Below are 21,024 nucleotides of genomic sequence, written 5' to 3'. Positions count from 1 at the left end.
CGACTAATATTGATAAACATGAAGAGATACATCTAATATTTTCCTTGATAAAATTTCAAAAGGGACTATTCCTATGTCAGCACGCCAAACTATCGATGAGATTTTGCTAAAGTTTGCTCATCAAATAGGCTTGCCTGCACTGCATCTAACGGAAAATGAAGTAAGCTTAGCCTTTGATGATAATCTAAGGGTGCATATCATCTTTCATCCAGAATCGACAACTCTGCAGCTCGAAGCTGAGATTGTTGGCCTTCAAATTGTAAATTCCGATCTCTATCGCTCTTTCTTGGCCTTTAATTATCACTGGCCTGAGCACCAGTTATTTTTTAGTTTAGATAACCACCGACATGTCCTATGTTTAAACCGACTCATTAACATTAGGCGACTGGATTACGAATATTTTGAAACAGCTTTAGCAGAATTGCTGACGCACAGCGAGTCGTGGGAAGCGTTATTGTCTTCTCATGTAACCATTGATGAGGCACCACCGATGCCACAAACTTTAGACTTGAGAGTTTAGGTGTCTTTATGTCCAATGACATCCAATCCACATACACCAATTCATCGGTTCATGACGTTCAACAAGCGCAGCAAAGTGATGCAGTGCCGCAAGGAACGTTTCATGGCCGTAAAGTCACCCTACTCTCCTCATCAGAAAGCAGTCTGATGCGAACAAGCTCTAAAAGAGAGCTTGGTGAATGTTTAAATCAATTTGCCAGTCTCGAATCTTGCAATCGCGTTTTGGACTTTGATCCACAACTCAATATTGACAAGCAAAACGCCGCCGTAGAAAAGCTTATGGAACGAAAAGTGGCGATAATTCAACGTTCCTGATATCACAATATAAGCAGGTTAAACATCTAAGTTAACCTTCAGCCGACAAGCTCACGCTAATAAAAAACCCCGAAGATTCGGGGTTTTGATTCATACTGCTTTTTCTTTATTAATTACTTAGTTTCACTAGAAGAAGCCTAACGGGTCGATGCTGTAGCTAATCAGCAAGTTCTTCGTGTTCTGGTAGTGATCCAGCATCATCTTGTGCGTTTCGCGCCCGATACCCGATTTTTTGTAACCACCGAACGCTGCGTGTGCAGGGTAAGCGTGGTAACAGTTAATCCAGATTCGACCAGCTTCAATATTACGGCCCATACGATATGCGACGTTCGCATCACGTGTCCAAACACCTGCGCCTAAGCCATATTCGGTGTCGTTTGCGATTTCCAACGCTTCAGCCTCATCTTTGAATTTGGTGATAGCAATCACTGGGCCAAAGATTTCTTCTTGGAAGATTCGCATCTTGTTGTGGCCTTCCAACATGGTTGGCTGAATGTAGTACCCCTGGTTGATAGACTCTGGCTGTTCTGACACTCCACCACCAAAGACCACTTTTGCGCCTTCTTCACGGCCAATTTCCAGGTAACTTAAAATCTTATCAAACTGTTCTTGAGAAGCCTGAGCACCGACTTGAGTATCGGTATCGAGCGGATTACCTTGTTTAATCAGCTGTGCACGTTCCGTCAGTTTCTCTACAAACTTGTCATAAATCGCTTCATGAACCAGTACGCGAGATGGACAAGTACAAACTTCACCTTGGTTGAAGAAACCAAGTAACGTACCTTCGATACACTTATCAAGATACTCATCTTCGTAATCGAAGATATCTGAGAAGTAGATGTTTGGAGATTTACCACCTAACTCAACTGTCGATGGGATCAAGTTGTCTGCTGCACATTTCAGAATGTGGTTGCCAACTTGCGTAGACCCGGTAAACGCGAGTTTCGCAATGCGGTTGCTGGTTGCTAATGCTTGACCCGCTTCAGAACCATATCCGTTTACAACGTTGATGACACCAGGAGGAAGAAGGTCACCGATTTTTTCCATCAGAACCAGAATGGATGTTGGGGTTTGCTCTGCTGGCTTCAATACCACACAGCAACCCGCCGCTAGTGCCGGTGCTAGTTTCCAAGCCGCCATCAACATTGGGAAGTTCCACGGAATAATTTGACCAACCACACCAATCGGTTCTGGGAAGTGGTAGCTTGCGGTGTGCTCATCCAGTTCTGCCGCACTGCCTTCTTGTGCGCGAATACAGCCAGCGAAGTAACGGAAGTGATCCACTACTAAAGGTAAATCTGCCGCCAAGGTTTCGCGAACTGGTTTGCCGTTTTCCCAAGTTTCTGCAACTGCAAGCTCTTCTAGATGCTGCTCAATACGGTCAGCAATTTTCAGCAAGATGTTCGAACGTTCTGTCACGCTGGTTTTGGCCCATTTTGCTCTGATGTTGTGCGCGGCATCCAGTGCTAAATTAATATCTTCCTCGCCAGAGCGAGCAACTTTACAATACGCTTGTCCGTTGATTGGTGAGATATTGTCAAAGTACTCACCACCCGTTGGTTTTACCCATTCCCCACCGATAAAGTTATCGTAATGCGATTTAAAGTTAACAATGGCATTTTCACTACCTGGCTGTGCATAGATCATAACTCTTCCTTTTGTTTCTCGTTCAATGTGTTATTGCAGTGTCGTATCGCACTGTTCACAAAGAGCATTACGCAAGTCACACGCCAACTACGCCACACTTGTTGTTAATTAAATGTAAAACTATGATTACCAAGCGATAACAAACCAAGTGAGCGATGTTTGAGCGGATGTATGGTGTGAACACCAATGTTCAAGTGTTCCAAAATGGCACACCCTCACTGTGACAAAATGGTACAGTCATGGAACTTCAACATATTAGCGATAACAATTGGCTTTCAACTTCATGGGTCAGAAGTGAACAAGCGGGTTTAAAACAGCGTCGACGCCCTGAAGATATTCGAGTAACGCCAGCGACGCTCCAAGATAGGCGTCACCAACTCAATTTTTTGCTAGAGGCAGTCACTCAATTTGCGCTCCCTTTGTTTAATCAGCTATTTGCTCATAGCGACAGTCGCTTAATTTTGACGGATTCAGATGGTGTCATCATCGGCAGTTGGGGACAGCCTAGATTTCGTGAGAAGTTGACGGAAATCTCGCTAAGCTCTGGAGCATGCTGGCAAGAAAAGGTCAAAGGCACCAACGCCATTGGTACAGCCTTGGTTGAAGCAAAGCCCGTTTCTGTTATTGGTGATCAGCACTTTATCCAACACCATCGTTTTATTAGCTGTTCGGCTAATCCTATTTTCGATCATCTTGGTAACCTCATTGGCGTATTAGATATTACGAGCGAGCAAAAGAGACATGACTTCTCAACGCAAGTACTAGTACAAAACATGGTCCAGCAAGTGGAGAATCAACTACTTAACTTGATTCCACAAGGGCATATTCGTGTGGATTTAGCGTGCGAAAAAGGTTTACTGAATAGTGGTTGGCAAGGAATTATCATTGCAAATGAAGACGGACAAGTTTTGGCTCACAATCAAGTAGCCTCTCAACTTTTTGCGCAAAAAAGTATCATTGGGCAATCCTTAGACGACATTCTATCCACTCGGGGAAATGAGCACCCTTTCGTTTTCAAAACAAAACCGCTTGCCGATAAAGATAGCAAGGTCAAGTCTCGGGCTGTAGCGGCGTCCAATGATCTTCATTATGGCGACTCCGCTGTTGAGCACTGTTGGCAGCAAGCCAATCGCGTCATCGATAAAGACATCAGTTTGTTGATTCTCGGAGAAACTGGTGTTGGCAAAAACGAGTTTGTAAAAGCACTCCATAAAAACAGCCAGAGAAAAACGGGACCGTTAGTTTCCGTCAACTGCGGAGCGCTACCAAAAGATCTGGTTGAATCTGAATTATTTGGCTATGTAGCCGGTGCCTTTACTGGCGCAAACAGCAAAGGCTATCAGGGAAAAATTCGCCAAGCGCACAAAGGGATTTTGTTTCTGGATGAAATCGCGGATTTACCCTTGGAAGCTCAAAGCCGATTGCTCCATGTATTGCAAGATAAAACCGTGCTTCCCGTGGGTTCAAACCAAAGTATTCAAGTCGATACGCAAATCATTGCAGCCACGCATAAAGATCTGGAACATTTGGTCAGCGAAGGATTGTTCCGCCAAGATTTGTATTATCGCCTTAATGGCTTGATCATTGAGCTACCTCGCTTTGAGGAACGTGATGACAAACGACAACTGATAGAGAACATTCATCGGCGTCACGCCGAATCTGAACAACAGCTTTGCCCTCACCTACTTTCTCTGATGCTGTCTTACTCATGGCCAGGAAATTTACGTGAACTCGATAGTTTAATCAAAGTATCCGCCTTAATGGCGCAAGGTGAAGAAATATTGGAACTCACACACGTCCCAGCCCACCTAAGTAAGAAACTCAGCCAAGCTCAAGAAGGAGCAGCATCCGCTGAACCAACTTCAGAACTGCGTGCAACCGTCGAAGATAAGTTGCTCAAAACATATCAAGCCAACCAGGGGAACATTAGCAAAACGTCTCGTATGCTTGGTGTGAGCCGAAATACCATTTACAGAAAGTTGAAAAGCCTTGGCATATTAAGTTAATTCTACGACCTCAGATACAAAAAGAGCACCGTTGCGGTGCTCTTTCTCTTTGAAACCTAGCTTACAGGCCGCCTTGTTGTTGCGCCTGTTTTACTAATGCCTGACGTTGAGTTTCCTTCTCAGAGATCACTTGATTGTCCTTGTGCGTTTCCTGTTCCAATTCTGCTGGAATGAAAACAAAGTACTTGTTAAGAGTCATCTTAGAACCTCAATTTGCTGTGTTAATTACCTTCTTGGTCGACGTAAACAAAACCAGAAAAACATGTTTTACTGGATCCTTGTTGCTAGTTTCAAAAAATAAAGGATGTTCATATAATAAACATCCTCCATGTGGGCGAAATTATAGGCGTAGTTTAAAGGCTTACCTAGCACTCTTTTTCACCTTTTGTGCAATCTGAGTTTCGATCGAAAAACGGATTTAGTTGCCCGTAATTACTAAGGTATTGTTAAAAAGAGAAAAAAGCTTTTACTGTAACTGACGACAGGGATGAGCTTACGAGTGTAGGTTCACTTGCAATTGTGTATCGTAGAGTTCGAATACGATAATAATAACGCTACATGCCCTTAATCTGCGTAGTTAAAAACTTTGAAGTGATAGACAACCGAAGTCATATCTGTGCAACTCAGTTTAACGATTTGTCTACCGGTTCAATATTTCACCTTTTTTGAGAAATCTTTAGCCACTTTTTTGTGTGAAACGCCCCAAAAGAGCAGACAATTAAAAGTGTGGCATATGACCACAATTGTCTATCCCCACTTAGCTTCGGGAGGCGTTTATGAAAAGTAACAAACTTGGCCATGTGATGTCTTTCAGCAGGATGTTTTCCTTCATTGCATTCTTGACGGCCACATTCGCATGGATTCTCAGCATGTACGCCCTATTTACTGTTTCTTTAGTGGCTCTTGTGGTCAGTGCAATTCTCTACCTAAAAGACAGGTTTTATCAAAACAAGAAAACGACCACTGAAAAGAGCGCCTAGGCGCTCTTGAAGTTCCGTAAAAGCAAACACAAAAAAGGATGCCACTTGGGCATCCTTTTGCTTTTATTCGTTTACTGACTGCGGATTAAACGTCGTAAGTTGTAGACGCTGTGTCGCCGCCTGTACCAGTCCAGTTAGTGTGGAAGAATTCACCACGTGGACGGTCAATACGCTCATAAGTGTGAGCACCGAAGTAGTCACGTTGAGCTTGAAGCAGGTTCGCTGGTAGACGAGCTGTTGTGTAACCGTCTAGGAAAGATAGCGCAGAAATCGTACATGGCATTGGGATACCAGACTCTAGAGATTTCGCTGCTACTTTACGCCATGCTGCTAGGCTGCCTTGTAGGATGTTTTTGAAGTACTCATCAGAACCAAGGAATGCGATGTCTGGGTTCGCTTCGTACGCATCACGGATGTTGCCTAGGAACGCAGAGCGGATGATACAACCACCACGCCACATTAGTGCTACGTTACCGTAGTTTAGGTCCCAACCGTTTTCGTTCGATGCTTCGCGCATTAGCATGAAGCCTTGAGCGTAAGAGATGATCTTAGAAGCTAGTAGCGCTTGACGTAGTGCATCAACCCACTCTTGCTTGTCGCCTTCAACTGGAGTGATTGTCTTACCGAATAGAGATTCAGCTTCAACACGTTGGTCTTTCAGTGCAGATAGACAACGAGAGAATACAGACTCAGAGATAAGCGTTAGTGGAATACCTAGGTCTAGTGCGTTAATACCAGTCCATTTACCAGTACCTTTTTGGCCTGCTGTGTCTAGGATCTTCTCAACTAGAGGCTCACCGTCTTCATCTTTGTAGCCAAGGATGTCAGCCGTGATTTCAACAAGGTAGCTGTCTAGTTCAGTCTTGTTCCAATCAGCGAATACTGCTTGCATCTCGTCAGCAGACATACCAAGACCGTCTTTCATGAACTGGTAAGCTTCAGTGATAAGCTGCATGTCACCGTATTCGATGCCGTTGTGTACCATCTTAACGAAGTGACCAGCACCGTCGTTACCAACCCAGTCACAACATGGCTCACCAGCGTCAGTTTTCGCAGCGATACCTTGGAAGATAGGCTTAACCGCTTCCCATGCTTCAGCAGCACCGCCAGGCATGATAGATGGACCGAAGCGCGCACCTTCTTCACCACCAGATACACCAGTACCGATGAAGTGGATACCTTTTTCACGTAGTGCAGCAACACGACGGTTTGTATCTGGGTAGTTAGTGTTACCACCGTCAATAATGATGTCGCCTTTGTCTAGCAGAGGTACTAGCGCTTCGATGAACTTGTCTACAACGTCACCAGCGCGAACCATCAACATTACTTTACGCGGCGTTTCTAGCTTCTCTACTAGTTCTTCTAGAGAGTATGCACCGATGATGTTCGTGCCTTTTGCTGGACCTTCCAGGAACTCGTCTACTTTAGCAGCAGTACGGTTGTGAGCAACCACTTTAAAACCGTGATCGTTCATGTTTAGGATAAGGTTTTGACCCATTACTGCTAGGCCAATTACACCGATATCACCTTTCATTGTTTCTCTCCAATTTTATTTCATCGACGAGCCGCGTCTTAAGCAATTTTTGCTGCCGCGTCTAAATCTAAATACCATTCCGTTAGGCCCGATTTCGCTTGAATCTTAGCCGCTGGGTATGGCAGTGCGTGTGCTGGTGAACTGTTAATTTCTTCAACAATGTCCGCTTTTCCTGCACCAAGCACTAAGTAACTAATGCGTTTCGCTGCTTCTAATACGCGTGCGGTTTTCGACACACGAAGTTGGCCCGATTCAGGATGCGACGCCACAAGAGATAGGTTCGCATCATCATAATTCGTTTGGCCAGGGAACAGAGAAGCTGTATGACCATCTGCACCAACGCCTAATAAGATCCAGTCAAACACAGGTGTGCCGTTTTCACTCGGGATCACCTCTGCCATCTCTTTTGCAAAGCGCTCGGCTTCTGCTTTAGGCTCATCTTCGCCACGGATGCGGTGAATGTTTTCTGCAGGAATATTTACTTGGCTAAACAACAACGTGTTCGCTTCACCGTAGTTGCTTTCTGCATCGTCAGGGGCAACACAACGTTCGTCACCCCACCAAAAGTGGAGGTTTTCCCATTGAATGGAGGTTGCGTAAGCCTCTGAAGCCAGTAGTTTAAACAGCATTTTAGGAGTGCTGCCGCCAGAAAGAGAGATGTGAACAGGTCTGCCCATTTCGCTAAACGCTTTCATATCGTTAGCTAGGCTTTCAACTACCTGTTCTGCTGTTTGGTAGATCTTATGGTTGATCATAGTTCACAGTAATCCGTATCTGTTAAGTTTTTACATGGGAAACGCCAAGCACGGCCATCACGCTGTAACAAGTCATCTGACTCTTTAGGTCCCCAAGTGCCGCATGCGTACCCGAAGAGGGATTGTGGATCTTGCTTAAAATCTAAGATTGGCTGTACGTATTGCCAGCACGCTTCCACCGCATCACTACGTGCAAATAGCGTAGCATCACCATTCAAAGCATCAAGTAGAAGACGCTCGTATGCCGTTAGCATTTGCGTTTCTTGCAGGTCAGCGTAATGGAAGTTCATTTTCACTTCCTTCGCTTCAAAGCCTGCGCCTGGCTCTTTCAAGCCAAAGCTCATTTGAATGCCTTCGTCTGGTTGAATACGAATGATCAGCTTGTTTTCTGGTGCGTTTTGACCAAACACAGGATGCGGTGTTTGTTTAAAGTGGATAACCACCTCAGTAACGCGTGTTGGAAGACGCTTACCAGTACGCACGTAAAATGGCACGCCATTCCAACGCCAGTTGTTGATGTACGCTTTCAAACCGATGTAAGTCTCTGTACGAGAATCGTCTGCAACTCCCGGCTCTTCACGGTAGCCGCGTAGGCTTTGCCCACGAACTTCAGACGCCGTGTATTGGCCTAACACTAGGTCATTGCGCAGAGCGTTTTCGTCTAATGGCTTTAAGCATTGAAGCACTTTTACCACTTCATCACGCATCGAGTCTGCATTGATTTGCGCTGGTGGTTCCATACCTACCATTGCTAATACTTGTAGCAAGTGGTTTTGGAACATGTCGCGCACAGCGCCAGAGTTGTCGTAGTAACCACCACGCTCCTCTACGCCAAGGAATTCTGCGCCTGTGATTTCAACGTAATCAATGAAGTTACGGTTCCAAAGCGGCTCAAACATCGCATTAGAGAAACGAAGCACAAGTAGGTTTTGTACCGTTTCTTTACCTAAGTAATGGTCAATTCGGTAGATTTGATGCTCTTGGAAGTGCTCGTGAATTTCTTTGTCCAGAATACGCGCCGATTCAAGATCATAGCCGAATGGTTTCTCAATGATCAGGCGTTTCCAGCCATCCTCTTCACTGTTAAGACCATGTGCTGCAAGACTTGCAGGGATCACACTGTATAAACTTGGTGGGGTTGCTAAGTAAAAAAGCGTATTGCGTTGCTCGAATTGATATTCGTCCGCAAGTTGGTCTAAGCGAGAAGATAGCTTACCGTAATCTTGTGTGTCAGAAGTATTAATTGCTTGGTAGTGCAGATGGTTAATAAATGCATCAAGCGTTTCTGGCTCAGTCTTTTCCATTTCCTGAAGCGATTTTTTCAGCTTCGCGCGGTAAGACTCATCACTGTATTCAGTGCGACTTACACCCAGAATGGCAAAATTCTCTGGAAGCTGCTTGTTCGCGTAGAGGTGGTATAAAGCAGGAATGAGCTTACGGTACGTAAGGTCACCTGAAGCACCAAAAATAACGATGCTGCTGTTTTCTGGTATTACCATCATCTTTCCCTTAAAAACGAGGTACTTATTGTGTGCCCGGATACGGCTAGAGAATGAGCCAACCCTATCAATGGCACCTCAAAATAGAAAATTGGTCTTACCTATTACGTTGATAGGTAAAGTCTATGGGCCCAAAGAACCTCAAGAAGTTGCATTTCCGATTCTTGGAAACACGACGTATTGAGGTCATTTAAGTCACTTATGTCTCAAAAGTACACACTGTACTCGCTGGAGGAGAGTCCGACACGGGGCAATATTGTCTACGACTATTTGATTTACATCAACACTTGCCAGTGCAAACGTTTAAATAAGTTGCACAAAACGTCATAAGCGATTGTATTTTATTGATAAAAAAAGTTTCATCTGAACGCTACAAAATTTAAGCAAAAACTCTAATGTGGGTAAAAATTACTCATACCTGCAATCCATTACAGTTTTATCGTGATCTGTGTTACTTACTTTTTATTTCATCATCCTATTGATAATGATACTCAATTAAAGATAATGAAATCACTATTAATGTGAAAGTAGAACGCCATGAAATCAAGCGCCATTAACCCACATCCCATTAACCGAATACAATCGGTGCTTGACTACATTCACACCAACTTAGACAGCACTCTGAGCGTAGATGAAATATCAAAAGCAAGTTGTTGGTCGCGCTGGCAACTGCAACGCGTATTTCAACAACACACTGGCGTATCCGTCGCTCACTACATCAGAGAGCTTAAACTTAGCCTTGCGGCTGAGCGCTTAATCCATACTTCTGACCGCTCGTTAGATATAGCGATAGAAATGGGATTTACATCTGAACACGCATTTAGCCGAGCGTTCAGGAATATGTTTTCAAAAAGCCCCCGCGAATATCGAAAAACGCAACAACTCTCCGGGTTGAGGCAACCTTTGACGCTGCGTAAGACACCAGAAGAAGAGAAAAAACATCAGCGCTTTATTGAAGTTCGAATAGAAACAAAACCGGCTTTTGAACTTGCTGGTTATCATGAACCTATTCACGGATTGTTTTCCGCTACGCCCGATTTCCAATCCAAAGTACCGTCACTTTGGTCACGTCTTTATTCATCTGAAAACCTTAATAATTCGGAAAGTACTTACTTTGGCGTGATTGATGTGACGCAAGCGTATTCAAACAACCAACAACTTGAGTATTGGGCAGGTTATGAGTGCAGTCCAACAGCAAACGTACCAAGATCAACGAACTCTTCCAACTCGGGGTTAGACCTCTTGGCTGTTCCTGAGCAAACCTACGCCGTCATTACACACATAGGCAAAGCATCAGAGCTCGCCTCAACGCTGGAATGGTTTATTTTACATTGGCTACCCTACTCTAATTATCATGCTATCGATGGTTATGAGTTAGAGCTTTATCCAGAAGGTTATGATGTTGATAGCGAACAAGCACAAATGCAGTATTGGATTCCTGTCGAGCCAAACGACTCGCTATCTTTAAAACCTAAGAACAGAAGAATAAGTTCCAAAGATTAGTGTTTTGCACCAAATTGTTAACTTTTCCTATTTCTTTGAATATAGAATACAAATAACAATCATTATCAATAAATAGAAAAAGTAGTGGAATTTATAAATATGGAAAGTCCGATTCGATTTCATCGTTCAGCGGTTGCTATCGTCGTATCCGCATTGCTCGCTGGCCACGCCAATGCGACTGAGAGCGTATCCCAACACGAAACGATTACGGTGCTAGGAGAAACATACCGAAACACCGCAACTAAAACCGTTTTAGAACCGGAGGAAACACCGCAAGCGATCACGGTAATCACTAAAGATGACATGGACCTACGCGGCGTAAACTCGGTGAGCGAAGCATTGCGTTATGCGCCTGGCGTAAATACAGAATTGCGTGGTGGTGCCGTTTCCCGACTTGACCTATTCAATATTCGTGGTTTTATTAACTACACCAACTTTTATGATGGTCTTCCTTTGCTGTACAACGGTTGGAACCTTCAACCGCAGGTCGATTCCGTTGCTCTTGAGCAAATCGAGGTTTTTAAAGGGCCAACGTCTGTTCTTTACGGCAATATTCCACCAGGAGGTATGGTCAACATTATCGCCAAGGCGCCTCAGTCAACACCCTCACACTCTGTCTCGATTAGTACTGGGACTAACAACCTAAAAGAACTGACGTTCGACACCACAGGACAAATTGGTGATTCTAATGTGGATTACCGTATCGTCGGCCTGGCAAAACAGCGAGATGGTCAAGCCGATACGTCTGAAGATGAACGTTATGTACTCGCCCCATCTTTCAATTGGCAAGCGACAGAAAGCACATTAGTGAACGTGAATGTTTACTATCAAAATGATCCATCAGCAGGTATCTACACGACTGTGCCTGCATCTGGCTCAGTGATTAAAAACCCACTTGGCTCGATGTCACCAAGCACTTATTTAGGGGATGAGGACTGGAACACTTACGAACGCGAAGTTCTGATGATGGGTTACAAAGTCCAACACGACTTTAACAACAATTGGCAATTTCTACAGAATGCCCGCTACATGACCGCCGATGCCTATCAGGAAAACACATATAACGGTGCACTTGAAGCGGATAACCGTACCGTTGGTCGAAATGCCTATTTAACCGATGAAAAGTCCAAATCTTTTGTGATTGACAACCAACTATCGGGCTACATTAAAACAGGAAATTTTGAACATAACTTATTGTTCGGGCTTGATTATCAGTATCTAGACTCAGATGTAAAATACAAAGACACGCTTGGGTATTCGCTAACTCAGGACATTTTTAATCCTGACCACAACAGCATTGATCGTAATGCACTGAATTTCCAATACAAACAAAACTTGGATATCAAAACGAAGCAGATTGGCGTTTATTTCCAAGATCAAGTTCGTTACGACCAACTTGTAATGATTGCAGGTCTTCGTTGGGATAAATACGATTCAAATACAGACGCCGTTAGCGATTATCTAGGAACAGTATCCAAGAGCAAGGAAGAGTTAGACGATACCAACGTATCTTTCCGAGTCGGTGGTTTGTATGAGCTAGACTTTGGTCTCTCGCCATACCTTACTTACTCGGAAAGTTTCGAGCCAATTGCGGGTGCCGACTCTTCTGGTAAAGCATTTGAGCCATCAACCGGTCATCAATGGGAGTTAGGCTTTAAATACGCACCATTATCTGGTGATATCTCAGGTAACTTAGCACTCTTCCATATTACGAAGAAAAACGCGATCTTGACCGATCCGAATAATCCATATGCACCGAACTATCAAGCGGGCGAAGTGGTATCACAAGGTATTGAACTTGAGGCAAAATGGCAAGCCACAGCACAAGCTGATTTCACTCTAGGCTATACATATACCGATATGGAGATTACCGAGGACAGTTATTACAACCAAGAAGGTAAAACGCCGGTTTGGGTACCTGAGCAAACGGCCTCTCTATGGGCAAATTACTTCTTTGAAGGAAATCTTTCAGGCCTTCGTACCAGTGCTGGCGTTCGCTATATCGGAGAAGCACAAATTGATGCACAGAATAGTCAAAAAGTACCGGACTACACCTTGTTTGATTTGGCAGCAAGTTACGATTTCTCAACGGTATCTGAATCAATGAAAGGGGCTAGCGTCACGCTTTCTGCAAGCAATCTATTCGATAAAGAATACTATTCTTGTTACGACAAAAATAACTGTTGGTTTGGCGCTGAGCGCTCTATCGAAGCGAAGTTAGAATACAACTTCTAACCTCTTAGAGCGGAACAGCAGTAATTTGTAAAGCGATGGTTTCTACAATAAGCCATCGCTTTTTATTTTGCATAGAGCATCAATATAAACGCTACCGTGTCACTTTTTTATAGCACCTTTCCGGCCTACCTACCGACCCATAGTTTAAATCAGCCTCTAGTTCACCAGTGCTGATCAGATACTCCAAATAGCGCCTCGCCGTTGTTCGGCTCGCGCCGATCTTTTCGCCTGCCTCATCAGCGGTCAGCACACTGCCATTTGGGAACAACTCTCTGATCTTGTCTAGGGTTACACCATCAATCCCTTTTGGTAATCGGTTCGGCAAGTTGTCTTGATTGGCATGAGACTGCAGCATTTTATCAACGAGGTTCTGATCCAAACTCTCTACGATGTCTAGTTGTTGGCGTTGGGACACATACTTTTTCAGTGCGGCATCTAAGCGTGGAAACATCACGGGTTTTAACAGGTAATCGACAACGCCACCCCTCATCGCCTGTTGTAATGTATCGACATCCCTTGCGGCTGTAATCAAAATGACATCACACGTTTGGTTACTTGCACGCAGTGTATTTAGTATCTCAAGCCCTGTGCCATCGGGAAGATAGACATCCATCAATAGTAAATCTGGCTTAAGAATGTCGAGTTGCATTTCTGCTTCCATTCTCGTGGTCGCAATTCCGACCACTTCCAAACCTGTCAGTTGGCTTAAGTATTTGTGGTGCAGCTCAGCAATAGCCAGATCATCTTCAATGATCATTACGCGAGTCGCCATACTCATAATTGTTCTTCCTTGGGTAAGTACACCGTTATTCTTGTCCCATAATTTGTATTGGGTATCATCTCAACATGGCCGTGATATCGAGTAGCAAGCTGATTGACAAGGTGTAACCCAACACCTCGATTTTGACGAGATTTCGTCGAAACGCCTTTTGTAAATAATGTTTGTGGATCCACTGTTTTTGGGAGGCCACAGCCATGATCTATCACCTCAAGTATCACTTCATTCCCGTAATCGCTAACGGACACATCAATGTTTCTGCGTTCTGACGCAACATTTGATTCATCGCGAATTGAAGTTAACGTGGCATCGAAAGCGTTATCAATCAAATTACCCAAAATTGTGACAAGGTCTTCCGAATTTAGCCACTCAGGCAGGGGCTCCAGACGACTGCCTTCCTCAACCACCAGTTGTAAGCCTAACTCGCGAGCACGTTCAGTTTTTCCAAGCAACATACCTGCAATTAGCGGGTCCTTAACGGTATCTCTTAAAAACTCAATCATTGCTTGATAGTGTGCGGTTTCTTGTCCAATTAACTTTTGCACCGCATCAAGTTCACCCATTTGTACTAGCCCACTAATGGTGTTGAGCTTATTGCGATGCTCATGGGTCTGCGAACGTAACAAATCTGCATATTCCTTGGTTTGTGATAGCTGCTCGGTTAGATCATTGATTTCATCCCTTAAACGGAAACTCGATACCGCCCCCACGATTTTTCCATCAACATAAATTGGAGAGCGATTTGCAATCAGGCGCTTATGATTAAGGAATATTTCAATATCATGATCTTCCTGCCCGCTTTCTAACACTGTATATAGATCGCTATCACGCAGCGTATCAGTCAAAGGTTTATTGAGCGCTGATTCTCTATCAATACCGAGAATCTGGCAGGCACTACGATTTATCGAGCGAAGTATCCCTTGGGCATCAATGCTTAACACGCCCTCTTTGATAGTGCTCATCGTCACTTCTAATTCGCCGTACAACCGCCCTATCTCTTCAGGCTCAAAGCCTAAAATGGCGCGCTGAAACTTTCTCGACGCATAATTGGATACAATGGCATTAGCGACGACAACTACGATGACCATTAAAATCAAAAAGGCCAAAAATGGTTCGATGCGGTCTTGCAGTCGGTCGAGCAAATAGCCAACAGAAACCACACCAATGATGTTCCCTTGCTCGTCAAAAATCGCAGCTTTACCACGAACTGAATAACCTAACGAGCCCTGTGCCGTCGAAACATAAGACAACCCCTGTTCTAGCGCTCGACGATTGTCGCCACCTCTCATTGGCTTGCCCAACCGCTCATCAACAGGGTGGATTAAGCGTACTCCCTTATGGTCGCCAATAACGATGAATGCAGCACCTATGGCTTCGGTTAATTCTCTAAAGCGAAGTTGGTATGGCTGGGGGTTTTGGGTTTCGATCATTTCACGAACAACCGCTGAGTCCGCTAAAAAACGGGCAACACCCAGTGCTTTTTCTCCCATTTCTTGCTCTTGATTGATTTTGAGATAAGTGAACCCCGCGGCGACAAGCAATAACAGCTCTATCAACCCCGATAGCGTCATGATAATGAGCATCCGCTTACGAAAGCTGATGGTTTTCCAACTCATTGATACATCCTTGTGATTCACTCTTGAGCGTAACGTTAACACTCAGTTAACAGCATGACGTTGTCGCGGTGATAAATCTGTGAGGAAGGCAAACAAACCGCAGAGTTTACGGTTAATTAATCGACGAGCTGAAACATAAAATTACAACCATTCACCAAATTTAGCATTCCTCTCTAATACTCAATTCCATACATAAATTGCCCTTAAAATCATGATCGCGATCACATCGATTTTAGCGGTTTTTGAGGCGTTTTTAGACTTTACAACGTATAATTTTTAATCAACGAAACCAATGAGAGTTTCGGTTTGAAAGCAGTGAAGCTGGAAGTCTATTAAAAGCTCAACATTGATGTCAGTGGTTTGGACAAAAATAAAACAAAACACAAATACTGACTATATGACAAACACTTAGACACCATCTGAAAACTGGAAAACTATAAACAGAGGTGCATTTATAGTTAGAAGGAACACCAAACATGGAACGCGATACCTTTGGAATATGCCTGAATAAGGCGATGCTGTCAGAGAATATGTATTCAACATTTACACACGTCAGGGCTTATGAAAAAAACGGAGGCGGTACTTCTGATCTCAAAGTCCTGTTATCTTTCCCTCAAATGAGTGGAAAAGATCTATTGAATACGATGCGAGGTTCTCGTCAGCTCGAGTGGAGAGCGGAGTTTCACTGTCCATATACGAAATAAATTTGTAACATCTCCCGCGCCCAGCACAAATATAACTGGGCGCATACTACTGCCCAATTTTCCCTCCTACTTAACACGCAGTTACGAATCCTTTATATTAGAGCTAATACTCTACGACAAAGCAGCCATTATGAAAAAAACAGGAAAGTTTTGGATACTGGGCTTACTTAGCAGCTCGATTTCCCTTGCCTGTCATGCGGCACCGATCACTTTTGATACCGCATGGCAGCTATTGCTAGAAAACAACTATTCTCTCAAAGCTCAACGCTCAAACGTCGAGAACTACCAATACCAAGAGAGTGCCACCAGCAATCTCAACTTACCTCAGGTTACTATTGGCGCGAATTACACGCGTTTAGATACCGATATCACGCTTTCGGGAAAACAGATCCTAGACAGCACAGGAGCACACATTAACGTACCTCCTGCTTTTCAGCCTATTTTTGGTGCCTTAGCTAATACCACTTCGACCATAACCGAGCGCGATATTTTCTCTTCGTCTATTCGTGCGATTTGGCCAATTTTTACTGGTGGTCGAATTTCTGCGGCTCAATCAGCAGCAGAAGGCAAAACGGATGAGGCGAAAAGTCAGCTTCTAATGGAACAACAAGCGCGTTTTGAAGATTTATCGAAGTACTACTTTTCTGTCGTACTGGCAAAGGAAGTACTCGCAACGCGGCAAGCGGTTGAAGCAGGGCTAAAAAAGCATCGAGATTTTGCCATTAAGCTTGAAGAGCAAGGACAAATCGCGCACGTTGAGCGCCTGCAAGCCGAGGCTTCTTTAGATAAAGCATCCGTAGAAACACGTAAAGCTGCCAGCGATTTGAGTATCGCTCAGGCTGCATTAGGTAAATTACTCGCACAAGATGACGCCGTAGAGCCCGCTGAATCTTTGTTTATCAACGACAGTCTTCCCCCTCTTAGCGCTTTTGTCGATCAAACGTTGCTTACCTATCCGGGGTTAGAACTTCTGAGCGCTAAACACAAACAAGCCTCTAGCTTAATCAAAGCAGAAAAAGGGAAATACTACCCTGAAGTTTATCTTTACGGCGACTACAGCTTGTATGAAGACGATTCTCTCGCAAGCCAAATGAAGCCTGACTGGTTAGTTGGTGTTGGTGTCAGCATTCCACTGATTGAATCTTCAGGGCGAAGCGAAAAAGTCAAAGCCGCTCAAAGCGTCGTCTCGCAGGTCGACTCATTAAAGTCCCAAGCCAAACAAGACTTATCGCTGTTAGTCCAAAAGACATACTTGGAGGCTCAGCAAGCCATTGATGAAGTACAAGGGCTCGCATCTAGCATTGAACTCGCTAACGAAAACCTGCGCTTGCGTGAAAAAGCATTTACTCAGGGTCTGTCGTCTTCTCTGGATGTTGTGGATGCACAACTTTATGTCGCGAGTATAGAAACACAACGTTCGGCGGCGCGTTTCCGCTATTTAATATCTTTAACCAAGCTACTCGCATTGAGCAGTGAAATGAACAGCTTCGAACAATATCAAAATACCGCTTATATCCCTGCTTCAACATCCAAAGAGGTGAAATAAATCATGGCAGCTAAATCACTAAAACCCGTTTTACTCTCACTTTGTGCTTTGGGTGTTGCCTCTTGGGTTGGGTATCAATTTTACCAAGCCTATCAACCGGAACCGATCCGCTTACAGGGATTAATTGAAGCCCAGCAATACAGCATTTCCTCAAAAGTTCCAGGGCGTATTGATGAGGTCATGGTACGTAAAGGCGACGATGTAGAGAAAGGTCAGCTTATTTTTACCCTTCATAGTCCTGAAATTGAAGCGAAGTTAGAACAAGCAAAAGCAGGTGAAAAAGCGGCGGACGCCTTAGCTCAAGAAGCTGAGAAAGGCGCACGTGAGCAACAAATCCAAGCAGCAAAAGATCAGTGGATGAAAGCCAAAGCCGCTGCGAATTTAATGGAAAAAACCTACAATCGTGTGAATAACCTTTATAACGATGGCGTGGTTGCAGAACAAAAACGCGATGAAGCTTTAACTCAGTGGCAAGCAGCGAAATACACAGAAAGTGCCGCGTTTCAAATGTACGAAATGGCAAAAGAAGGCGCTAGAAGTGAAACCAAAGTGGCTGCGGCGGAAAAAGCGCGCATGGCATCAGGTGCCGTAGCCGAAGTAGAAGCGTATGCGAAAGATACTCAGATCTACAGCTGGTTCGACGGCGAAGTCTCTCAAGTTCTACTTCAAAGTGGTGAATTAGCACCTCAGGGCTTCCCAGTCGTTACTGTGATAGATACAGAAGATGCCTGGGCGACACTGAATGTGCGTGAAGATTACCTTCAACACTTTACAAAAGGAGCAACCTTTGATGCCTATTTGCCTGCCTTAAACAAAAATGTTGAGTTCAAAGTAACGCATGTTGCCGTTATGGGTGACTTTGCAACGTGGAGAGCAACCGATGCTTCTCAAGGTTTTGATCTTCGTACCTTTGAAGTAGAAGCTCGTCCAGCTCAACCCGAACCTGAACTGCGTATGGGAATGAGTGTTGTCGTTGAACTTTAATCACAACCACTAGGTTAATGCTATGACGATTAAGATTTCACAGCGGCATATCTTACGACGAGACAAGTGGTTGCTTTCGTGCCTTACTTGGATACCGATTTTGCTCGCGATGATGATTTGGGGAGTGTTCTCTGCGGGCATTGCCCGGGATCTGCCAATCGGTGTGGTTGATCTACAACATTCCCAACTTTCTCGAAAGCTCATTCAATCTTTGGATGCGTCGTCGAGTCTGGCTGTTAACTATCACTACACCAGTGCAAGCGAAGCAAAAAATGCGATGATTGAAGGCGATATCTACGCTTACGCGGTCATCCCATCTAAGTTCGACCAAGATATTCTCCAGCACCGCCAACCTCAACTTTCTGTCTTTTACAACAGTCAGTACATTTTGGTAGCGAAATTGATCAACTCTGCCGTTGCGCAAGCACAAGGCTATTTCGACGCTCAGGTTGAAGTAATGGGCAACTTGGCTAAGGGTAACACCACAACGTTAGCAGCGGCAGGACAGGCTGTACCCGTGTCGACACAAATAACCGCATTATTTAACCGTAACAATAACTACGCACAATTTTTGGTAACGGCTATCGTGCCAGCCATTTGGCAAATATGTATTGTAGTAAGCACTATTTTGATTCTTGCCGCGCACTTTCGCATTTATGGTGGAAAGAATGGATTTGCATTTTTGGGCGAAAAGCCATACGCCAGGCTCACTACCCTATTAAGTCAGTACATTCCGGTCTTTATGGCGCAAGGTGCGTTGTTCTTGTACTGGTTTTATTCCGTGCTTGATTGGCCAATGGAAGGCAGTTTTGTGGTTATGCTACTAGCACAATTGGCGACGGTTATCGCCTGTATCATTATGGGAGCGTTGTTCTTCTTCTTGTCGATGGATCCTGCACGTGCGATGAGTTTTGCTGGCGCATTTACGGCTCCAAGCTTCGCGTTCATGGGAATTACATTCCCAGTTTCTGACATGAACACGCTCGCTTATGCATGGCGTTCATTATTGCCGATTACCCATTACATTGAAGTACAAGTGAGTCAAGCAAGCTATGGAGCATCGGCCGCGCAATCTTTAAGCTCGCTATGGCCTATGATTGGTTACGTTGTGCCCCTGCTCATTACCGCAGCCTTGATGGGTAAACATCGAACAGCTTCATCAACACGCCAAGCGAAGGAGGCGGTATGACATTGTGGCAACTGATTAAAGCGGAACTTAAGGCCGTTCTAACCAATCCAGTCGTTACGTTGACCGTGTTTGGTGGTGTCGTATTTTACTCGTTTTTATACCCTTTGCCTTATGCACAACAAACGCCTCGTGAACAACCAATCGCGATTGTTAATCTGGATGGTAGTCAGACGAGTTTAAAGCTGGAACGTATGGTTGATGCCACTCCGCAAGTCAACGTAGTCACTCGACTTCATACGATTGCCGATGCAAAGCAAGCATTTTTACAACGAGAGATCACCGGTTTTTTAGTCATACCAGAACACTTTTACAAAGACCTAATGCTAGGTAAAAGCCCGACTCTGGCCTACGCTGCGGACGCCTCGTATTTTCTCGTGTACGGAACCGTGGTAGAAGGACTGGCCCAAGCTGGAGGCACATTAGGGGCCCAAGTGAAAGTCAGTAAAATGGTGATAGATGGTGTGCCCATGAGTATGGCTAGCCATAATTACTCTGCTATTAAGCTTAATATGAAACCAACGTTCAACCCAACCATGGGTTACATCGAATACGTAGTGCCGGCAGTATTTGTTCTGATTTTACAACAAACGTTGATCATGGCGGTTGGATTACAAACGGGAACACAGCGTCATGGTCGTGGCTATTGGTCACAAGTATCAACGGGATCGCTGCTGCTTGTGAGAACGTTAGTATTTGTGGCAATTTATTATTTACTCGGCGCCTATTATTTTGGTTTTAGCTTCGAACGTTTAAACGTAAACCATATCGCCAATGCGGGCGAATTGCTGGCTATGTTGTTCCCGTTCTTTTTAGGTTGTTGCGGACTAGGCTTCTGGCTAGGTTACTTATTACCTCGGCGTGAACTTGTCACCTTAGTCGTCCTAGTGAGCTCTATGCCGCTCATTTTCTTGGCTGGTTTTATTTGGCCGATTGAATCCATACCTACTCCCTTACTATGGATTGCTGATTTAAGCCCAAGCACTTGGGCGATCAAAGCTTTCTTAGCGCTAAACCAAATGGGGGCAACCTGGCAACAAGTCGCTCCACATTGGACAGCACTTTGGGCACTCACTGTGCTTTGGGGTAGCGTTGCGTACTGGATTGCTAAGCGAAGTAACAAGCCAGTTGTAACAGAGAGCTTGGGGTGACAGCTGACATTTTTTATTACTATAAAAAAAGCCGGGTAACTAAACCCGGCTGAAAATCTGCGTCCT

General features: G+C 44.5%; 18 protein-coding genes. 11 read left to right on the top strand and 7 right to left on the bottom strand.

Going from position 1 to position 21,024, the window contains the following annotated elements:
- Positions 1-73: 73 nt before the first annotated feature.
- Both exsC and exsE2 read left to right on the top strand, forming a co-directional pair.
- Positions 74-520: a type III secretion system regulatory chaperone ExsC gene (gene exsC / locus L3V37_RS15910; RefSeq protein WP_005377174.1), complete on the top strand. Its 447-nt coding sequence runs from the start codon at positions 74-76 to the stop codon at positions 518-520.
- A gap of 8 nt (positions 521-528) precedes the next feature.
- Complete coding sequence (gene exsE2, locus L3V37_RS15905; RefSeq protein WP_017821350.1) at positions 529-834, top strand: T3SS regulon translocated regulator ExsE2; 306 nt, start codon at positions 529-531, stop codon at positions 832-834.
- Between the two features lie 126 nt (positions 835-960).
- On the opposite strand, the gene L3V37_RS15900 is transcribed toward exsE2, so the two are convergent.
- Positions 961-2,481, bottom strand: a complete 1,521-nt coding sequence (locus L3V37_RS15900) for an aldehyde dehydrogenase family protein (RefSeq protein WP_005377169.1) — start codon at positions 2,479-2,481, stop codon at positions 961-963.
- 239 nt (positions 2,482-2,720) lie between these two features.
- On the opposite strand from L3V37_RS15900, the gene L3V37_RS15895 reads away from it, so the two are divergent.
- Positions 2,721-4,487 carry a sigma-54-dependent Fis family transcriptional regulator gene (locus tag L3V37_RS15895; protein WP_237306587.1) on the top strand — a complete coding sequence of 589 codons (1,767 nt, stop codon included), beginning with the start codon at positions 2,721-2,723 and terminating at the stop codon, positions 4,485-4,487.
- Positions 4,488-4,548: 61 nt separating this feature from the next.
- Here the strand turns inward: L3V37_RS15895 and L3V37_RS15890 are convergent, their stop codons facing one another.
- On the bottom strand, positions 4,549-4,686 hold the full coding sequence (locus L3V37_RS15890) for a hypothetical protein (RefSeq protein ID WP_165401698.1): 138 nt from the start codon (positions 4,684-4,686) through the stop codon (positions 4,549-4,551).
- 577 nt (positions 4,687-5,263) lie between these two features.
- Here L3V37_RS15890 and L3V37_RS15885 point away from each other — a divergent pair.
- On the top strand, positions 5,264-5,467 hold the full coding sequence (locus tag L3V37_RS15885; RefSeq protein ID WP_005377162.1) for a hypothetical protein: 204 nt from the start codon (positions 5,264-5,266) through the stop codon (positions 5,465-5,467).
- An 85-nt stretch (positions 5,468-5,552) separates the two neighbouring features.
- Here the strand turns inward: L3V37_RS15885 and gnd are convergent, their stop codons facing one another.
- From gnd to zwf, 3 genes are read right to left on the bottom strand one after another with little or no spacing between them, the layout of a single operon-like run.
- Positions 5,553-7,001, bottom strand: coding sequence for a decarboxylating NADP(+)-dependent phosphogluconate dehydrogenase (gene gnd, locus L3V37_RS15880; RefSeq protein WP_005377160.1), 1,449 nt, complete (start codon positions 6,999-7,001; stop codon positions 5,553-5,555).
- Positions 7,002-7,039: 38 nt separating this feature from the next.
- Positions 7,040-7,756 carry a 6-phosphogluconolactonase gene (pgl, locus tag L3V37_RS15875; protein WP_017634562.1) on the bottom strand — a complete coding sequence of 239 codons (717 nt, stop codon included), beginning with the start codon at positions 7,754-7,756 and terminating at the stop codon, positions 7,040-7,042.
- Positions 7,753-9,255 (bottom strand): glucose-6-phosphate dehydrogenase, encoded by a 1,503-nt coding sequence (zwf, locus tag L3V37_RS15870; RefSeq protein ID WP_017634563.1) that lies wholly within the window; start codon positions 9,253-9,255, stop codon positions 7,753-7,755. Before zwf ends, pgl begins: the two co-directional genes overlap by 4 nt.
- A gap of 537 nt (positions 9,256-9,792) precedes the next feature.
- On the opposite strand from zwf, the gene L3V37_RS15865 reads away from it, so the two are divergent.
- Positions 9,793-10,758, top strand: a complete 966-nt coding sequence (locus L3V37_RS15865; protein ID WP_213915344.1) for a helix-turn-helix domain-containing protein — start codon at positions 9,793-9,795, stop codon at positions 10,756-10,758.
- Positions 10,759-10,857: 99 nt separating this feature from the next.
- Positions 10,858-12,993, top strand: a complete 2,136-nt coding sequence (locus tag L3V37_RS15860) for a TonB-dependent siderophore receptor (RefSeq protein WP_237306586.1) — start codon at positions 10,858-10,860, stop codon at positions 12,991-12,993.
- Between the two features lie 91 nt (positions 12,994-13,084).
- On the opposite strand, the gene L3V37_RS15855 is transcribed toward L3V37_RS15860, so the two are convergent.
- The gene (locus L3V37_RS15855; RefSeq protein WP_017634565.1) at positions 13,085-13,771 is read right to left on the bottom strand and encodes a response regulator; all 687 of its coding nucleotides are present in this window, start codon (positions 13,769-13,771) and stop codon (positions 13,085-13,087) included.
- A complete protein-coding gene (locus L3V37_RS15850) occupies positions 13,768-15,387 on the bottom strand; it encodes a sensor histidine kinase (RefSeq protein ID WP_025768107.1) in 1,620 nt (539 codons plus the stop codon). The genes L3V37_RS15855 and L3V37_RS15850 overlap by 4 nt, the downstream gene beginning before the upstream one ends.
- Positions 15,388-15,863: 476 nt before the next feature.
- Between L3V37_RS15850 and L3V37_RS15845 the strand changes: the two genes are divergently transcribed.
- The 5 genes from L3V37_RS15845 to L3V37_RS15825 all read left to right on the top strand — a co-directional run bounded on the left by L3V37_RS15845 (position 15,864) and on the right by L3V37_RS15825 (position 20,958).
- Positions 15,864-16,091, top strand: coding sequence for a hypothetical protein (locus L3V37_RS15845; protein ID WP_005377125.1), 228 nt, complete (start codon positions 15,864-15,866; stop codon positions 16,089-16,091).
- 130 nt (positions 16,092-16,221) lie between these two features.
- Positions 16,222-17,637 (top strand): TolC family protein, encoded by a 1,416-nt coding sequence (locus L3V37_RS15840; protein ID WP_053306992.1) that lies wholly within the window; start codon positions 16,222-16,224, stop codon positions 17,635-17,637.
- A 3-nt stretch (positions 17,638-17,640) separates the two neighbouring features.
- Positions 17,641-18,621 carry an HlyD family secretion protein gene (locus tag L3V37_RS15835; RefSeq protein WP_206949659.1) on the top strand — a complete coding sequence of 327 codons (981 nt, stop codon included), beginning with the start codon at positions 17,641-17,643 and terminating at the stop codon, positions 18,619-18,621.
- A gap of 22 nt (positions 18,622-18,643) precedes the next feature.
- The gene (locus tag L3V37_RS15830; RefSeq protein WP_104975369.1) at positions 18,644-19,810 is read left to right on the top strand and encodes an ABC transporter permease; all 1,167 of its coding nucleotides are present in this window, start codon (positions 18,644-18,646) and stop codon (positions 19,808-19,810) included.
- Positions 19,807-20,958 carry an ABC transporter permease gene (locus tag L3V37_RS15825; RefSeq protein WP_237306585.1) on the top strand — a complete coding sequence of 384 codons (1,152 nt, stop codon included), beginning with the start codon at positions 19,807-19,809 and terminating at the stop codon, positions 20,956-20,958. The genes L3V37_RS15830 and L3V37_RS15825 overlap by 4 nt, the downstream gene beginning before the upstream one ends.
- Positions 20,959-21,024: the final 66 nt, after the last annotated feature.

Origin of the sequence: Vibrio sp. D54, from assembly GCF_021728075.1 — a bacterium.
GTDB lineage: Bacteria > Pseudomonadota > Gammaproteobacteria > Enterobacterales > Vibrionaceae > Vibrio > Vibrio alginolyticus.
This window is presented reverse-complemented; position numbering and strand designations above follow the sequence as displayed.

Excerpts from the sequence above, each read along its gene's own strand:
- exsC (WP_005377174.1), top strand. The coding sequence starts at position 74 with ATGTCAGCACGCCAAACTATCGATGAGATTTTGCTAAAGTTTGCTCAT.
- exsE2 (WP_017821350.1), top strand. The coding sequence starts at position 529 with ATGTCCAATGACATCCAATCCACATACACCAATTCATCGGTTCATGAC.
- L3V37_RS15900 (WP_005377169.1), bottom strand. The coding sequence starts at position 2,481 with ATGATCTATGCACAGCCAGGTAGTGAAAATGCCATTGTTAACTTTAAA.
- L3V37_RS15895 (WP_237306587.1), top strand. The coding sequence starts at position 2,721 with ATGGAACTTCAACATATTAGCGATAACAATTGGCTTTCAACTTCATGG.
- L3V37_RS15890 (WP_165401698.1), bottom strand. The coding sequence starts at position 4,686 with ATGACTCTTAACAAGTACTTTGTTTTCATTCCAGCAGAATTGGAACAG.
- L3V37_RS15885 (WP_005377162.1), top strand. The coding sequence starts at position 5,264 with ATGAAAAGTAACAAACTTGGCCATGTGATGTCTTTCAGCAGGATGTTT.
- gnd (WP_005377160.1), bottom strand. The coding sequence starts at position 7,001 with ATGAAAGGTGATATCGGTGTAATTGGCCTAGCAGTAATGGGTCAAAAC.
- pgl (WP_017634562.1), bottom strand. The coding sequence starts at position 7,756 with ATGATCAACCATAAGATCTACCAAACAGCAGAACAGGTAGTTGAAAGC.
- zwf (WP_017634563.1), bottom strand. The coding sequence starts at position 9,255 with ATGGTAATACCAGAAAACAGCAGCATCGTTATTTTTGGTGCTTCAGGT.
- L3V37_RS15865 (WP_213915344.1), top strand. The coding sequence starts at position 9,793 with ATGAAATCAAGCGCCATTAACCCACATCCCATTAACCGAATACAATCG.
- L3V37_RS15860 (WP_237306586.1), top strand. The coding sequence starts at position 10,858 with ATGGAAAGTCCGATTCGATTTCATCGTTCAGCGGTTGCTATCGTCGTA.
- L3V37_RS15855 (WP_017634565.1), bottom strand. The coding sequence starts at position 13,771 with ATGAGTATGGCGACTCGCGTAATGATCATTGAAGATGATCTGGCTATT.
- L3V37_RS15850 (WP_025768107.1), bottom strand. The coding sequence starts at position 15,387 with ATGAGTTGGAAAACCATCAGCTTTCGTAAGCGGATGCTCATTATCATG.
- L3V37_RS15845 (WP_005377125.1), top strand. The coding sequence starts at position 15,864 with ATGGAACGCGATACCTTTGGAATATGCCTGAATAAGGCGATGCTGTCA.
- L3V37_RS15840 (WP_053306992.1), top strand. The coding sequence starts at position 16,222 with ATGAAAAAAACAGGAAAGTTTTGGATACTGGGCTTACTTAGCAGCTCG.
- L3V37_RS15835 (WP_206949659.1), top strand. The coding sequence starts at position 17,641 with ATGGCAGCTAAATCACTAAAACCCGTTTTACTCTCACTTTGTGCTTTG.
- L3V37_RS15830 (WP_104975369.1), top strand. The coding sequence starts at position 18,644 with ATGACGATTAAGATTTCACAGCGGCATATCTTACGACGAGACAAGTGG.
- L3V37_RS15825 (WP_237306585.1), top strand. The coding sequence starts at position 19,807 with ATGACATTGTGGCAACTGATTAAAGCGGAACTTAAGGCCGTTCTAACC.